The sequence below is a fragment of the Hahella ganghwensis DSM 17046 genome (assembly GCF_000376785.1).
In the GTDB taxonomy this organism is placed as follows: domain Bacteria; phylum Pseudomonadota; class Gammaproteobacteria; order Pseudomonadales; family Oleiphilaceae; genus Hahella; species Hahella ganghwensis.
On sequence record NZ_AQXX01000128.1, the window covers coordinates 45,920 to 61,053 of the forward strand.

Consider the following 15,134-nt stretch of genomic DNA (forward strand, 5'->3'; position numbering starts at 1 on the left):
CCCCGAAGGCTTCAAAAATATTTATCCGTTATTATCCTTCATCAATAAACTGCGCACCCGTTGCAAATCCTCTGGAGTATCCACTCCAGCGGGTGGTGATTGCGTAACAACACCGACGTGAATTGACACTCCATGCCAAAGCGCCCGTAATTGCTCCAACGCTTCAATAACCTCAATCGGAGAAGTCCCCCAATTGACATATGACCTTAGAAACCCTACGCGGTAGGCATAGATTCCGATATGCCGATAAAAATCGACGCTCTGATCCAATCCGGAAGAATTCTCGGCAAAAAAATCTCTAGCCCAGGGGATAGGTGCTCTCGAAAAATACATCGCCATGCCGGCTTCATCTTTTACCACTTTGACAACATTGGGATTAAACAATGTCTCCCTATCATGGATTTTCTCGCACAAGGTTGCGATACCTGCATCCGAGTGGCTGGCCAGGTTTTCCGCAACAAGATTGATTAGATCCGCTGGCAATAGCGGCTCGTCTCCCTGGACATTTACAATTATATGATCATCATCCAACTCCAGAAGCGCAGCACACTCTGCCAGTCTGTCAGTTCCTGACGGGTGATTGGCGGAAGTCATCAAACAGCCTCCACCAAATGCGGTAACCGCAGCTTCTATTCGATGATCATCAGTTGCCACGTATATCGATGATGCCCGACTTTCTTCAGCACGATGATATACGTGCTGCACCATTGGCTTTCCGGCAATATCCTGAAGAGGTTTACCGGGAAGCCTGGTTGAGGCATACCGCGAAGGAATAATGACCGTAAATTCAACCATTACGATAATCGCTCATCTGTCGTCAGTGTTCTGGCTTCTTTTTCAAGCATCACAGGAATACCATCCTTAATCGGAAAAGCTACGCCATCATTTTTGCAAATCAATTCCTGCTTTTCCCGATCATACTTAACATCGCCCTTACAGATTGGACATGCCAGAATCGACAATAGTTTCTTATCCATCAACTCGCCTATACGACTTAATTAATATGTTTCGGCAGCACAGGGAGTTCCAACATCGGAAAAATAGCTCACTATCTGCCTTTATCAATACTCTATCAGCCCGGCCACGATGAACCGGCTATCTACCCGCCCTTTCCGGCAAGGATCGTTTGTTCTGAATGCAAGCTTCCAGATTCTCAAAGAATGACTGATCGACGACACCCTCAACTTCCAGATACCATAAATCACTTAATTCAAAGACCCGGCATTTCACTGCGTCCTTTTCAGTCATAATGACTGGAAGTCCATCATTGAAATCAATATCCTGCCGTGTATATCTATGGTGGTCCGGAAAGGCATGACGAATCACTTCTATTCCGAGGGCCTCCAGAGTCAAAAAGAATCTTTCCGGATTACCGATTCCGGCGACCCCATGAACTCTTTTACCAGCAAAGTCATTAGTCAATCTACTGTCATGACCACTTACTGCAACAAGGCGACTCGGCGCCAGTTGCATTTGATAATTCGCCGGAATACTCCCTTCGCCGTTAGCAATAACGAAATCGACGGACTTCAGGCGAGATGCAGGTTCCCGCAATGGACCTGCCGGCAAACACCACCCATTGCCAAGACCTCGTCTTGCGTCCACGACCACGATCTCAACATCTCTTTGCAGGTTTAGATGCTGAAGCCCATCATCACTGATAACCAGATCACATTCAGAGCTTTCCATTACAAATCTGAGTGCGGCCACCCGATCAGGATCGATCACAACCGGAGCGCCGGTTCGCTGTGAAATTAGAAGCGGCTCGTCCCCGCAAGTACCAGGGTCATCAGTAGGCAGGACCTTGTGCGGGTATACATCTGGCTTACCACCATACCCTCGACTAATCACACCCACTCTATAACCTCGGCCATGAAAATACCGGATGAGAGCCAACGTCAGCGGGGTTTTTCCTGTTCCACCTACACTAATATTTCCAACAACAATCACTGGAACAGAACATTGACTCTGTCTTCGAACAAAAAAAAGAAAATAGCACTTTCGACAATACACTACCAAGACATATATGAAGGTTAATGGCAGGAAAAAAGGCAGGCAAATCAGTCGCCACAGACTTCTTTCATACCATAACCGTTCAATAAACTGGTTCATGCCTCATTTTCACTAAATTGAAGCTGGTGCAATGCAGCATAAGCCCCTTGTTTTGACAGCAACTCATCATGAGTCCCCGTCTCCACAATTCTTCCCTGCTCCATGACAACAATCAGATCGGCATTCTCAATAGTAGACAGGCGATGAGCGATCACCAGTGTCGTCCTGTCTTTCATGACATTTTCCAGAGCTGCCTGAATATGTCGCTCAGAGTGTGTATCCAGAGCCGACGTTGCCTCATCGAGAATCAGTATTGGCGCATCCTTTAGCAGAGCCCGGGCAATCGCCAAACGCTGCCTTTGTCCGCCAGAGAGGTTCACGCCATTATCGCCTAGTTTGGTCTCATAACCTTTATCCAGGTCTTTGATAAACTCAACGGCATGAGCAGCTTCGGCTGCTTTCTCAATATCCTCCAGGGGCGCACCTTTGAGAGTTCCATAGGCAATGTTATTGGCAACACTATCATTGAAGAGCGTTACCTGTTGGGTAACCAATGATATCTGCTCTCTCAGGCTAGCGAGCTTAAGGTCCTTCAGTGGTATGTCATCCAGAGTAATTGAACCTGAATCATAGTCATAAAACCTTGGAATAAGACTTGCCAAAGTTGACTTACCACTACCTGAACGCCCTACCAGAGCGACAGTTTTGCCTGCTGGTATATGGAGGTTAATATCTTCCAGAACCTTCTTGTCACTTCCAGAATAAGCGAAGGACAGATGATTGATTCTTAAATCACCCTTGCATCGATCAGTTTCGACCGTCCCCTCATCGGCTTCAACCTCGTGGTCAATTTGTGAGAAGACATCCTGGGAAGCCGCAATTCCCCGTTGGATCACCGCATTCACCTCTGTCAACTGACGAACAGGCTTGGCACAAGTCGTTGCCGCAGTAATAAATGCAATAAACTCCCCCGAAGTCATGTTCTGCAAGACCTGAGGAGAAAGAGCTAGCCACACCAAAACCGCAATGGATACAGATATCAGCACCTGAATAACCGGTGTTGATATCGCTTGAATAAACGACAGCTTTAATGTTTGTGAAATATTATGCTCACTGGCGTCACTAAAACGGGTCTCTTCATGAGACTCGCCTCCAAAAGTCCGCATTACGCGATAGCCATTGAAGGATTCTGACGCAACGTGAGTCACCTCCCCCATGGAGGTCTGAATATTACTACTGACCTTTCTGAAGCTTTTTGTTATCACGCTTACCAACACCCCAATAATTGGCCCCACTATGAGGAATACCAGTGTCAGACGCCAATTCGAATAGAGCATGAACCCCAAGAGCCCCATCACTGTAAACCCTTCTCGAAGGATGACAGTGATGGCATTGGTAGCAGCGCCGGTAACTTGCGCAACGTTATAGGTAATTTTGGACACCAAATGCCCGGTGGAGTTTGCATCAAAAAAACTGCAGGGAAGCCTGATTATCTGGGAAAATAACTCTGTCCGCATTCGATGTATTATGGCTCTTGCAACAAAAGCCATAAAATAGGTACTAAAAAATGAACCGACGCCCCTTACTGTAAAAACGACAATAATCAGCATTGGTACAAAAAGACGATTTTCAGCACTGGGGTTTTCAATTGCCTCAACCACAAATTCCATCGCTGGCGCCATGGCTGCACTGGCAAGGGCATAGGTCAAGTTTCCGACAATCGCAATCAGAAACGCCCACCAAGCCGACTTGAGGTATCCAAGCAATCTCTTGTACACCTGCCAACCGGCATATTGGTCATTCGCTTTACTCACGGCAACGCATCTCTCTAGTCTGGTGAAAGGCTCTGACTGACAGGAGAAAAGGCAGCTTAGTTGCTGCCTTCCTCCGAACGTTCCGTTGTAATGCTAAGCTTCTTGTATCCCAATTGACCGGCAATATCCATTGCCCGCACGACAAACTCATGAGGCGTCTTTGCATCCGCGGTCACGATAAAGGGAAGCTCATTATTGCCTTTAGAAAGTTTTTCAACTGCCCGTTTCAAGGTACTGACCTGACTGTTGATCAACACTCTGTCGTTAACCGTATACTGGCCATCTTTATTGATGACCACTTCAATCATTTCCACCTCGGCCTCAGAAGGTGTACCTGAAGCCTTTGGCAATTCCACCTGCAAGTGGGCTTCCTTGGTAAAGGTGGTGGACACCATGAAGAAGATCAACAACAGAAAGACCACATCAATCAAAGGCGTCAGGTTAACTGACAACTCTTCTTTGTTCTGACGTCGGAACTTCACTTGGCTTTGGCCCCTTCGATATCTACATCACGGTCACCGTGGACAACTTCAACAAGTTTCAGTGCCTGCTGTTCCATTTCCACAACAATCTCATCCACTTTACGCTGAAAGAAGCGGTGACATACCAAAGCGGGAATGGCAATCGTCAAACCTGCCGCTGTAGTGATCAGGGCCTTGGAAATCCCCCCGGCAAGCGCCTGGGAATTACCGGTACCGGCAACCTGAATTTCAGCAAACACATCGATCATCCCGATAACAGTACCCAGCAGACCCAATAAAGGTGTCACCGCCGCAACAGTCCCCAGAGCCGTCAGGAAACGCTCAAGTTCATGCACGACATGACTTGCTTCCTCTTCGATGCTCTCCTTCATAATCTCACGGCCGTGCTTGGCGTTTAACAATCCGGCTGCAAGCACACGCCCCAATGGCGATTCCTGTTGCAGCTCCTTGAGCCGCTTCCCATTAAGTTCCTTTTTCTTTAAGCGGGCCATCAAGTCATTCACGATTGACTGCGGCGCAATCTTGCCCGGTCTCAGTGTCCAGAATCTTTCTATAATGATCGCCAGAGCCAGGATAGAACACAGCAAAATGGGGATCATGATCAGACCGCCCGCTTTTAACAATTCGTACACTCAATTGCCTCCTACAAAAAATCGCCATACTTTAGCATAGGCTGACAGAATCAGTCACTTCACAAACACTGTGAAAAGGTCCACATTATTGATTGGTAACAAAGGAATACTGTTCAAAATCCGGCCAGGCGGTTTCGACATCCCACCAGGCACTCCCGGAATCACCTTCCGAGACCTTGAGCCGGATCGCACCATTTTCAGCCGTGTTCAACAAAGGAACCTCTCGATTACGAAACCAATTTCGAAATAATTTATTCGGATGACCAAAAGCATTCAGGTGGCCAGTCGTGGCGATTGCAAGCTGGGGATTCACCGCACTCAGAAACTCCGGGACAAATGCATTGCCACTTCCATGATGAGGTAATATCAGTACATCCGCCTTAAGTAGCCAGCCTTTTTGCTTCACCAATTCGATCTGAGCCTTCCCCTCTATATCTCCAGGCAACAACATGGAAAAGGCGCCGTAATAAAATTTGACGACACAGGACCGGTCGTTTGAGCTTTGCTTTTCTTCTGAACCGGCCCCTTCACCTGCTTTTCCGCTAAGCACAGAAGGCCATAGCACTTCGACAGACAGTTCTGAATAATTTGTGGTACCCGGAAGACAAAGTCGACTATCGGTCACCCTTTCCGGCTCTCCACTTCTGACCAAATCAATATCGAACTGCTGCCTCAAGGCTGCCACCCCACCAGAATGATCCAGATCTCCGTGACTGACAATGATTTCACTAAGACGCTCCACCCCTGCCTCTATAAGTGCCGGCGTCAGAACATATTTCCCAGCATCCCATTTCGCGTACTTCGGGCCTGTATCGTAAATCACGACTTGCCCATCGTGTCGCGACATGACCGACAATCCTTGCCCGACATCAAATACATCAATTACCAGCCCCCCTACTTCTGGCTTGCCGCCCTGGCTACCCGCCATCACAAAAAGTGGAACCCCCCAAGCCACCATCGGTATTCTGAAATGGAGCAGACAGATCCCACCAACCACAAGCAATGCCACAACCAACCACAAGCCACCGGAAAACTCAAAGACCGGAAACCCTGAACACTTCTCTGCCACCCACCAAAAACAGTCAAGAAGTGCGGATGTCGCCTGTAGCAACTGATGACTTATTACAGGCGACAAGAGCACGGGAGATAAAAAACCGGCAACAACTGCAAGTACAGCCAAAGGCAACACCAACAGGCAAATGAGCGGAACGGCAACAAGATTGGCCGGTACGGAACCAGAAGAGACCCCACCAAAAGAAAAGGCCAGCAGTCCTGCCATGCCAAGAAAGAACCCTACCTGACTCCTCCAAAGTACAATAATTTTGGAATTCTCTCTGCCAAGCCGTCGTCCGAACAGAACCAACAGCACAGCAACGCCCCCAAAAGACAACCAGAATCCGGAACTAAACACAGCAAATGGGCTGATAATACTGCAAACACAGATGGTCAAGAGCAGCCATGAGGACATGAGGCCAGATTTGCGCCAATAGAGAAGAAGCAAACCAATAATGGTTGCAGAAGCCGCCCTAACAACAGGAACCCCAACATTGATGACGGCCACAAAAGACAATACACATGTCAGCGCCAAGATCGACCCAAACACTAACTGCAATTTCCTTGGAAGCTTGCGCCCCAGTACTTTTGCTAACAAAAAGCCAAAGGAGGCAATCATCCCGATATGTAGCCCAGAGATCACCAGTAAATGGGTTAGACCTGACTGATTCAACAGCTCCCATTGCCTGTCGCTCAACAAACTGCGATCACCCAGAATCAGGGCAGTAAGACTTGCTGCGTGAGAGCTTTGTTGCAAAATCGATGATATACGGTGGCGAAGCTTTGTTTTATCAAAGACCTCATCACTGACCAACATCGCTTCCTGATGCAGTATCTTTCGAATACTGCCCTTGGCGATCGACGGTAACGCCCACACTTTTTGCCAAGCGAAAGGCTGACTGAAATTTAACAAGGGCCGATTTGCTTTTAGGCGAATACTCAGTTGATAGGTAACGCCCGTTTGTAATCCATAGTCACAGTAGTAGCAGGATAGCAATAACGGGTAATCAGCATTGGATGCTTTCCAGTTAAATCCTCTTATATCAGCATTAATCTGATCCGCACAGAACTGGTATCGTTGAACTGATGGAGCCCGGACATGACCGGGGCCAGACACTCCTGAGGAATTAACGCCAACATTGCCTCCCGGACAAACCCTGCCCTTAACAATGACAACCGCCCCATCAAGCTGTACTGGAATTGCGTGGGCTTTCTGATAGGAATAACCGGCGGCCAAGGCGCCACTGACCAGAACCAGAGAGCTGACAACCAAGAAATGCCGATAATACTGTTTTCCAGAGGAAAATATTTTTCGACGAAGAAGCACTATCAGTACGGTAAAGACGATTCCCAGGGACAGCGCAGGATAAAACCCATCATATTGTTTCAGCAAGCGCTCGGCAGCATGCCACCAGGGGACTACAGCCAGTATCAGGTACCAGCCGGAAAGAATCGCAATCATCCATGATCGCATTATGGTTTCCTTATAGTTGACTACAATCTAATATATCCCGGCATCCAGTCCGGTTACACAGGCAGTTTTATCAACCGGCACCTGAAACCAGCTATTTAACTGCATATTCGTGATTAAATACTGTATATTTCCCTGCCGCCTGTCGGCAGCGTCAGGTGTAAGATAAGTTACCTTTGCTAACAGTGATTTTCGGGCACCAGCCCTGATGACAGCAACCTGCAACACAAAGCAGGCATATATTACCATTTAAACAGGCTGACAGGGCCTTTTTAGAGACGTTGTAACATCAATGCCGAAAGAATTCATAAAAAAGTGGCTTCCGACGCCGGAAAAAATACGAGCCAATAAAGCCCTGGGATTTCTGGGTGACGTACTGCACGAGCCCAACCTCTGGCACATCAATCGACATGCTGTCTCCAAGGCATTTCTGGTTGGCATCTTCTGCAGTTTCATCCCGATGCCTTTCCAGATGGTATTGGCGGCTTTTGTGGCCGTGTGGATCAACTGTAATCTACCATTGTCTGTTGCGCTGGTATGGATCAGCAATCCGGTGACAATGCCGCCAATTTTTTACTTCAACTACCTGGTCGGAGCCTACATACTGGGTACACCGCGTATGCATTTCAACTTTGAACTCAGTCTCTCCTGGGTGACAGAAAAGCTATATGAGGTTGGCCTGCCCCTTTATTTCGGCTCCTTGGTCTGCGGGATATTTTTTGCTGTTCTTTCTTATGCTGTTGTTGAATATCTTTGGCGGCGAAAAATACGCCGAGACTGGTTACATCGTCAGGAAAAGCGCGCCATCCGTAACAAATAGCCAACCGTAAAATCCATGTTCTTCCCGGGATTCAAACTATGCTACTAATTCTTCACCCTGATACAGATAAAAGTGCCGAAGATTATCGCCTGACTCTTGAGCATCTGGAGTGCTTAAAAGGCGTCAGCTATCGGGTGCACGATATACAGGGCAAACAGCAGAAACTGACAGAGATCTACCTTCTCGGCGACACCAAAAAACTCACCACTGAAGAAATCAGCGCACTACCCGCTGTTGAGAGAGTCATCCGAATATCAGAAGAATATCGAATTCTCGGACGACATCAGGACGAAAAACGCACAACCGGATTTGAATACAATGGTGTCCATTTTGATCAAAGCAGCTTTCATGTTTTTGCAGGCCTTTGCGCCGTTGATAATCCTAAAAACGTTGAAGAGATGATTCGCGTACTGAAGGAGCATGGACAACAATGCACCCGCATGGGAGCCTATAAGCCCCGTACCAGCCCCTATACTTTCCAGGGACACGGCAAGAACTGCCTTCCTTATGTCTTCGAGCTTGCAGGCAAATACGACATCAAAGTCATTGCCATGGAAATTACGCATGAAAGCCACATTGATGAAATTAACGAAGCCATGGAGAAAACGGGGAATCCTACCGGCGTCATGCTACAGATAGGAACCCGAAACACACAGAATTTCGAGTTGTTAAAAGCCATAGGTAGACAAAAGCGCTATCCAGCTTTGTTGAAACGCGGCTTCGGCATCACCCTCAACGAATCTCTGAACGCAGCAGAATATTTGGCAAGTGAAGGCAATGCCAATGTCGTATTCTGCCTCCGGGGAATGAAAACAGAAGCTGGCAGCCCTCACCGTAACCTGGTCGATTTCGCCCATGTTCCCGTGGTTAAACGTTTAACTCGGATGCCGGTATGCGTTGACCCTTCTCACTCAGTTGGAAATCATGACAAAGATCCGGGCGGCGTTCTGGATGTCGTACACGCTGCGGCTCAAGGCGTTATTTCAGGCGCCAACATGGTCCTGATCGATTTCCATCCTCATCCCGCAGAAGCCTTCGTGGATGGCCCTCAGGCGCTGACAATGAATGACCTTCCACGCTTTCTGGAGGATATGACTCTGTGCCGGGAAACCTATCTCAAACGCCAGAACATCTATCAGTCAGGCAAATAATTTCATTCAGTTAACATTCGATAAACCAGGAATCAGGGAATTATGATCATTGTCGGTCATCGTGGAGCTAAAGCTGAAGCTCCAGAAAACACCGTAGCGTCGTTCGCAAATGCATATGAAGCAGGTATCAGACATTTCGAGCTGGACATTCAACTGAGTAAAGACGGGCAGCTCGTAGTTATTCACGACAAGACGGTTGACCGCACCACCGGACAAACCGGAAAGGTCGCAGATCTTGACGCTGACGAAATGAGAGCCATGGACGCCGGACAACACCTCCCTCCCTGGCACACGCCGACTCCCATCCCCTTGTTAACTGAAATTCTCGACGCCATACCAGAGTTCAGATCTATCCAGTTTGAGGTTAAGGGAGACACCCGGAGCCGGATGAACACATTATGCAACAGACTGGTTGAACTCATTCAGAAACGTCAACTATTTGGACGCTGTATCGTCACCAGCTCAAACACCTGGGTATTGCAGCAGATCAAGCGCCTGAACAGCACTATCGACACCGGTTACGTTGCACAGAAAAGATTTCCAAGTCCTGTCCAGACAGCGATCAAACATGATTGCAGCCTGCTTGCGCTCTACTACAAGCTGGCGGATAAATCTGTCATGGAGGAATGCCAGAAAGCCGGATTACAGGTTTCCACCTGGACAGTTAACACTATTCCAGAGATTCTTCATTTACAACAGCTCGGAGTTCACAGTGTGATCACAGACTACCCTCAGCATGTTCTGAGGCATTTCCAGTCACAGGAGAACCTCCCTTTTCACTTTCAATAGCAGCAAACGCATAGGTTACTAACGCCTCCTTAAGAGGCGCGATTAAGACAGCCAACCAAAAAAGCCAGGCATTTGCCTGGCTTTTTTGGTTTACGATGCCATCAGAAGATTCTATTCAACCCATTCAATGCAGCAACACGATAAGCCTCTGCCATCGTGGGATAGTTGAATGTGGTGTTGACGAAGTACTCAATAGTATTCAAATCCCCAGGCTGGCTCATAATTGCCTGCCCGATGTGTACGATTTCTGACGCCTGATCACCAAAGCAATGGATTCCCAACAGCTCTTTAGTCTCCCGGTGGAAAAGGATTTTCAGCATTCCAACGGTATCGCCGGTAATTTGCGCTCTTGCAAGATCCTTGAAGAACGCCTGCCCAACCTCATACGGAATTTGGGCGTCGGTTAACTCTTCCTCTGTTTTTCCAACGGAACTGATCTCAGGAATGGTATAAATACCAGTCGGCACATCATTAACAAATCGAATGTAATCATCCTTCAGTATCTCGGCAGACGCTGAGCGCCCCTGATCATATGCAGCACTGGCCAGACTCGGCCATCCGATGACATCACCAACAGCATAGATATGAGGAATCTCCGTCTTGTAATGCTCGTCAACAGCTAACTGACCACGTGAGTTGGGCTCCAGCCCAATGCTCTCAAGGCCCAGTCGATCGGTATTTCCTGTACGCCCATTGCACCACAAGAAAGCATCTGCCCGAATTTTTTTACCACTTTCAAGCGTCAGCACCACAGACCGGTCATCCGCCTCCACCGAAGAATACCTTTCCTTGTGACGAACAAGTACGCCATTATCCCTTAGGTGGTAGCTGAGAGCATCCGAGATTTCACCATCCAGAAAGGACAACAATCTTTCACCCGGGTTAATCAGATCGACCTTCACCCCAAGCCCGACAAAAATAGAGGCATATTCACAACCAATAACACCGGCTCCATAGATGATGATCGACCGCGGCGTATGGCTAAGCCTAAGCACACTGTCACTGTTATAAATCCGCTGGTGAGTAAAATTGATATCTTCAGGCAGATAGGGCCGTGAGCCAGTGGCTATAATGATCTGCTGAGCGCATAGGATTTCCCTACCAGCAATCCCTCCTTGTACTTCCACACGATTCTGATCCAGAAAATGCGCCCTGCCCCGATATAGATCCACTCGATTTCTGGCATAAAACCTAGTGCGCAACTTCACCTGCTTGGCGATAACACGTTCGGCACTTTTCAACACCCGTGGAAAGGAAAACCAACGTGGCTCCCCGATATCCCGGAACATAGTGTTGGTATTAAATTGAATAATCTGCTTTACCGAGTGCCTAAGCGCCTTGGAAGGGATGGTGCCCATGTGGGTACAGTTACCGCCCACCTGCAGTTTATCTTCAATGACTGCGACACGCTTACCGTGCTTCGCAGCATTCATTGCCGCACCTTCTCCCGCAGGCCCCGCGCCGATGACTACAACGTCATACTGGTGATCTGCCATCTTTAACCCGTCTCCCCTATCGATTATTTATTCGTTATGTCTGATACCAACGACACGCAGTCTTCCCCTGATCACAAACAGTTTTTGCTATCTAGTTATCTTTTCGGTCGTTGTATCAGTAAACCCCGGCATTATCGCCAAACACCCGAACCAGAGTTGGCGTGAGTCCTTCCGGGACTTTGCACCTCAGCGACGAGGCTCCATGGCATCATAACCAAAGTCTTTGCCCTGATTTTCCTGTTGCGCCTTTTCAATCTCAGTCTCACAAACAGACTTATCGCCCTTACATATATCGCAAGCCACATCCATTCCCAGCGCGCTCATTCCACCACAGGAACCGGAAATAGGCTTACGTCCGAGGATGACGCCAATCGCCATCGCCGCCACAAGGAGTAACATGACTCCAAGTACAATCAGAAACATCTGCATATCTTTACTCCTTCGGCATTCCCGTCAGCTGTTTAAAGCCAGGGGTTGCCATTTCTTTAAATCCGTCTCCGTCTTTGACCAGAAATAAGACGGCCATATTGTGTTCGACAGCAACGTTGAACCCTTGTTCCTCCCCCAATACCATCATCGCGGTAGCCCAGGCATCCGCATACCCAACACTGGGGTTTAAAACCGTTACGGATGCCAGATTATGCTTAATCGGCTTCCCGGTTCTTGGGTCTATGGTATGGGAATATCGAATCCCACCTTCTTCATAAAAGTTCCGATAATCGCCAGAGGTAGCTAGCCCCATGTCTTTTAATTCTAACACGTCCTGAACACGACGCTCGCCGACCACCGGTGACTCAATCGCAATACGCCATTTGACTCCGTCAGGTTTTACACCTCGTGTCCTGACCTCTCCCCCCACTTCCACCATGTAGGCTTTAACACCAAGAGATTCAAGATAAAGTGCTACACGATCAACCGCATAACCCTTTGCCACTGCTGACAGATCGACATAGACCGGCGTCGTCTTTCTTACCTTTCTACCGGAAACATCCAGTTCAAGTACTTCAAAACCCACTTCCTGAAGCGCATGGGTAATTTCCTTGTCCGACGGAACCTTTGTAGGCTTAAACTGGGGACCGAATCCCCACATATTAACCAGCTTGCCCACAGTGACATCAAAAGCACCGCCAGACTGGCGACTGACACGTCTGGCAATATCGAACACTTCAGCAGTCGGTTCGGACAAAGGGAACCATACGTTGACCGCTGATTGGTTAAATTGGCTGAGTTCAGACTCTTGTTTGTAGGTGGACATCAGAATATCCACCTCCTGAAGCTGCTCCAGAATGCCTTTGCGCACCTCATCTGGCGCAGACCGGATTCCCTCATCACTCCACTTCACGTGATACCAGGTCCCCATGATCTGCCCTTCAGCAGACTGAAGTTCAGGCCCAAAAAATGAACAGCCCGCGGCAACTAAAACACTCAGAAAGAGCGTTAAAACTGCAGCGGGCTTCAGAAAGAAACAGCGCAGATCTCTCTGCACTGTTTCGCACGACATAGAATCAGCCACCAAAGTCATCGAGCAGAATATTCTCGTCTTCTACACCAAGATCTTTCAGCATTTTGATAACTGCGGCGTTCATCATTGGGGGTCCACACATGTAAAACTCACAGTCTTCCGGAGCCGGATGGTCCTTCAGGTAGTTGTCATACAACACATTGTGAATAAAGCCTGTGTAGCCTTCCCAGTTGTCTTCAGGCATTGGATCTGACAATGCCACATGCCAGACAAAGTTATCATTTGTCGCAGCCAGACCATCGAAGTCCTCAACGTAGAACATCTCACGTTTGCTTCGCGCTCCGTACCAGAATGACATCTTCCGGTCAGTGTTGAGGCGTTTGAGCTGGTCAAAAATATGTGCTCGCATAGGCGCCATTCCTGCCCCACCACCAACGAACACCATTTCAGCATCTGTCTCCTTGGCGAAGAACTCACCGAATGGACCATATACTGTCACTTTATCACCAGGCTTCAGTGAGAATACCCATGAAGACATTTGCCCAGGCGGGAAATTGGTTCCCGGCGGGGGTGTCGCAATACGGATATTGAACTTCAGTACACCGCGCTCTTCCGGGTAGTTTGCCATGGAATAAGCTCGGATGATTGGTTCTTTAACCACAGAGCGGAAACGCCACAGATTGTGCTTATCCCAATCCTCACGGAACTTTTCCTCAATCTCAAACTGGTCAAAGCTTACATCATATGACGGAGTTTCCAACTGCACATAACCACCGGCACGGAAGTCGACAACTTCACCTTCTGGAAGCTTAAGTACCAGCTCTTTAATGAAAGTGGCAACATTGTGATTGGACACAACCTCGCACTCCCACTTTTTGACGCCGAAGACTTCTTCAGGCACTTCAATCTTCATGTCCTGTTTTACTGCCACCTGGCAGGAAAGTCTCCAGCCCTCACGCTCCTCACGACGGGTAAAGTGAGCTTTCTCAGTCGGCAGCATACTACCGCCACCTTCCATCACTTTACACTTACACTGAGCACAGCTTCCGCCGCCGCCACAAGCTGAGGACAGGAATACGCCCTCAGCAGCGAGGGTCTGCAGCAGCTTACTGCCGGCAGGCGCCTTGATGGTATGATCTGGGTCGTCATTGACCTCGATAGTGACATCACCGGAACTCACCAGTTTCGCTCTTGCTGCCAGAATGACCGCTACCAGCGACAACACGATGACGGTGAACATCACCACGCCAAGTATGATTTCTGTATTCATATTCTTACCTTATTCGTGTGTAGCTTCCGGTTACAGCGAAATGCCAGAGAATGACATAAAGCCAAGTGACATCAAGCCAACAGTGATAAAGGTAATACCCAGACCTCTCAAGCCTTCAGGTACATCACTGTATTTCAGCTTCTCACGAATACCGGCAAGGGCAATAATCGCCAGCGCCCATCCGAGGCCTGCACCGAATCCGTACACAACGCTTTCACCAAAGGTGTAGTCCCTTTCCACCATGAACAGTGAAGCCCCCATGATGGCACAGTTAACGGTGATCAGCGGAAGAAACACCCCCAATGCGTTGTATAACGCCGGGAAGAATTTATCCAAGACCATTTCCAGAATCTGAACAATCGCCGCGATAACACCGATATAGGTCAACAGGCCCAGGAAGCTCAGGTCAATATTGGGCATACCCGCCCATGCCAGGGCACCGTCTCTCAGCAATCCGTTGTAGATAACGTTGTTGACCGGTACAGTCACGGACAGTACGACAATGACCGCGATCCCCAAGCCAACAGCAGCCTCAATTTTTTTCGACAGTGCCAGGAAGGTACACATCCCCAGAAAGAAAGCCAAAGCCATGTTTTCAACAAAAACGGCCTTAACCAATAGACTGATGTAATGCTCAAACAT

General features: G+C 48.4%; 15 protein-coding genes. 3 read left to right on the top strand and 12 right to left on the bottom strand.

The features are described from left to right. Window positions 1-21: 21 nt before the first annotated feature. From kdsB to F566_RS0119735, 7 genes are all read right to left on the bottom strand, one after another. Window positions 22-795, bottom strand: a complete 774-nt coding sequence (kdsB, locus tag F566_RS0119705) for a 3-deoxy-manno-octulosonate cytidylyltransferase (RefSeq protein ID WP_020408751.1) — start codon at window positions 793-795, stop codon at window positions 22-24. Then, window positions 795-977 carry a Trm112 family protein gene (locus F566_RS0119710; RefSeq protein ID WP_020408752.1) on the bottom strand — a complete coding sequence of 61 codons (183 nt, stop codon included), beginning with the start codon at window positions 975-977 and terminating at the stop codon, window positions 795-797. The genes kdsB and F566_RS0119710 overlap by 1 nt, the downstream gene beginning before the upstream one ends. A 118-nt stretch (window positions 978-1,095) precedes the next feature. After that, window positions 1,096-2,112 (bottom strand): tetraacyldisaccharide 4'-kinase, encoded by a 1,017-nt coding sequence (lpxK, locus tag F566_RS0119715; protein ID WP_020408753.1) that lies wholly within the window; start codon window positions 2,110-2,112, stop codon window positions 1,096-1,098. Beyond that, complete coding sequence (msbA, locus tag F566_RS0119720; protein WP_020408754.1) at window positions 2,109-3,866, bottom strand: lipid A export permease/ATP-binding protein MsbA; 1,758 nt, start codon at window positions 3,864-3,866, stop codon at window positions 2,109-2,111. Before msbA ends, lpxK begins: the two co-directional genes overlap by 4 nt. Before the next feature lie 56 nt (window positions 3,867-3,922). Then, window positions 3,923-4,348 (bottom strand): ExbD/TolR family protein, encoded by a 426-nt coding sequence (locus tag F566_RS0119725; RefSeq protein ID WP_020408755.1) that lies wholly within the window; start codon window positions 4,346-4,348, stop codon window positions 3,923-3,925. Beyond that, window positions 4,345-4,980 (bottom strand): MotA/TolQ/ExbB proton channel family protein, encoded by a 636-nt coding sequence (locus F566_RS0119730; RefSeq protein WP_020408756.1) that lies wholly within the window; start codon window positions 4,978-4,980, stop codon window positions 4,345-4,347. Before F566_RS0119730 ends, F566_RS0119725 begins: the two co-directional genes overlap by 4 nt. A gap of 85 nt (window positions 4,981-5,065) precedes the next feature. After that, window positions 5,066-7,507 (bottom strand): DNA internalization-related competence protein ComEC/Rec2, encoded by a 2,442-nt coding sequence (locus F566_RS0119735; RefSeq protein WP_020408757.1) that lies wholly within the window; start codon window positions 7,505-7,507, stop codon window positions 5,066-5,068. Between the two features lie 289 nt (window positions 7,508-7,796). Here F566_RS0119735 and F566_RS0119745 point away from each other — a divergent pair, with 289 nt between their 5' ends. From F566_RS0119745 to F566_RS0119755, 3 genes are read left to right on the top strand one after another with little or no spacing between them, the layout of a single operon-like run. Continuing rightward, the gene (locus tag F566_RS0119745; protein WP_020408759.1) at window positions 7,797-8,324 is read left to right on the top strand and encodes a DUF2062 domain-containing protein; all 528 of its coding nucleotides are present in this window, start codon (window positions 7,797-7,799) and stop codon (window positions 8,322-8,324) included. A 38-nt stretch (window positions 8,325-8,362) separates the two neighbouring features. After that, complete coding sequence (locus F566_RS0119750; protein ID WP_020408760.1) at window positions 8,363-9,475, top strand: 3-deoxy-7-phosphoheptulonate synthase; 1,113 nt, start codon at window positions 8,363-8,365, stop codon at window positions 9,473-9,475. A 42-nt stretch (window positions 9,476-9,517) separates the two neighbouring features. Next, on the top strand, window positions 9,518-10,264 hold the full coding sequence (locus tag F566_RS0119755) for a glycerophosphodiester phosphodiesterase (protein WP_020408761.1): 747 nt from the start codon (window positions 9,518-9,520) through the stop codon (window positions 10,262-10,264). A 101-nt stretch (window positions 10,265-10,365) separates the two neighbouring features. On the opposite strand, the gene sthA is transcribed toward F566_RS0119755, so the two are convergent. The 5 genes from sthA to nqrE form a co-directional block, all read right to left on the bottom strand. Further along, window positions 10,366-11,760 carry a Si-specific NAD(P)(+) transhydrogenase gene (gene sthA, locus F566_RS0119760; RefSeq protein WP_020408762.1) on the bottom strand — a complete coding sequence of 465 codons (1,395 nt, stop codon included), beginning with the start codon at window positions 11,758-11,760 and terminating at the stop codon, window positions 10,366-10,368. A 186-nt stretch (window positions 11,761-11,946) separates the two neighbouring features. After that, complete coding sequence (gene nqrM / locus F566_RS0119765) at window positions 11,947-12,189, bottom strand: (Na+)-NQR maturation NqrM (protein WP_020408763.1); 243 nt, start codon at window positions 12,187-12,189, stop codon at window positions 11,947-11,949. 4 nt (window positions 12,190-12,193) lie between these two features. Beyond that, window positions 12,194-13,261: an FAD:protein FMN transferase gene (locus F566_RS0119770; protein WP_051085392.1), complete on the bottom strand. Its 1,068-nt coding sequence runs from the start codon at window positions 13,259-13,261 to the stop codon at window positions 12,194-12,196. Window positions 13,262-13,265: 4 nt separating this feature from the next. Continuing rightward, complete coding sequence (nqrF, locus tag F566_RS0119775) at window positions 13,266-14,492, bottom strand: NADH:ubiquinone reductase (Na(+)-transporting) subunit F (protein WP_020408765.1); 1,227 nt, start codon at window positions 14,490-14,492, stop codon at window positions 13,266-13,268. 30 nt (window positions 14,493-14,522) lie between these two features. Further along, complete coding sequence (gene nqrE / locus F566_RS0119780; protein WP_020408766.1) at window positions 14,523-15,134, bottom strand: NADH:ubiquinone reductase (Na(+)-transporting) subunit E; 612 nt, start codon at window positions 15,132-15,134, stop codon at window positions 14,523-14,525.

Excerpts from the sequence above, each read along its gene's own strand:
- kdsB (WP_020408751.1), bottom strand. The coding sequence starts at position 795 with ATGGTTGAATTTACGGTCATTATTCCTTCGCGGTATGCCTCAACCAGG.
- F566_RS0119710 (WP_020408752.1), bottom strand. The coding sequence starts at position 977 with ATGGATAAGAAACTATTGTCGATTCTGGCATGTCCAATCTGTAAGGGC.
- lpxK (WP_020408753.1), bottom strand. The coding sequence starts at position 2,112 with ATGAACCAGTTTATTGAACGGTTATGGTATGAAAGAAGTCTGTGGCGA.
- F566_RS0119735 (WP_020408757.1), bottom strand. The coding sequence starts at position 7,507 with ATGCGATCATGGATGATTGCGATTCTTTCCGGCTGGTACCTGATACTG.
- F566_RS0119745 (WP_020408759.1), top strand. The coding sequence starts at position 7,797 with ATGCCGAAAGAATTCATAAAAAAGTGGCTTCCGACGCCGGAAAAAATA.
- F566_RS0119750 (WP_020408760.1), top strand. The coding sequence starts at position 8,363 with ATGCTACTAATTCTTCACCCTGATACAGATAAAAGTGCCGAAGATTAT.
- F566_RS0119755 (WP_020408761.1), top strand. The coding sequence starts at position 9,518 with ATGATCATTGTCGGTCATCGTGGAGCTAAAGCTGAAGCTCCAGAAAAC.
- sthA (WP_020408762.1), bottom strand. The coding sequence starts at position 11,760 with ATGGCAGATCACCAGTATGACGTTGTAGTCATCGGCGCGGGGCCTGCG.
- nqrM (WP_020408763.1), bottom strand. The coding sequence starts at position 12,189 with ATGCAGATGTTTCTGATTGTACTTGGAGTCATGTTACTCCTTGTGGCG.
- F566_RS0119770 (WP_051085392.1), bottom strand. The coding sequence starts at position 13,261 with ATGTCGTGCGAAACAGTGCAGAGAGATCTGCGCTGTTTCTTTCTGAAG.
- nqrF (WP_020408765.1), bottom strand. The coding sequence starts at position 14,492 with ATGAATACAGAAATCATACTTGGCGTGGTGATGTTCACCGTCATCGTG.
- nqrE (WP_020408766.1), bottom strand. The coding sequence starts at position 15,134 with ATGTTTGAGCATTACATCAGTCTATTGGTTAAGGCCGTTTTTGTTGAA.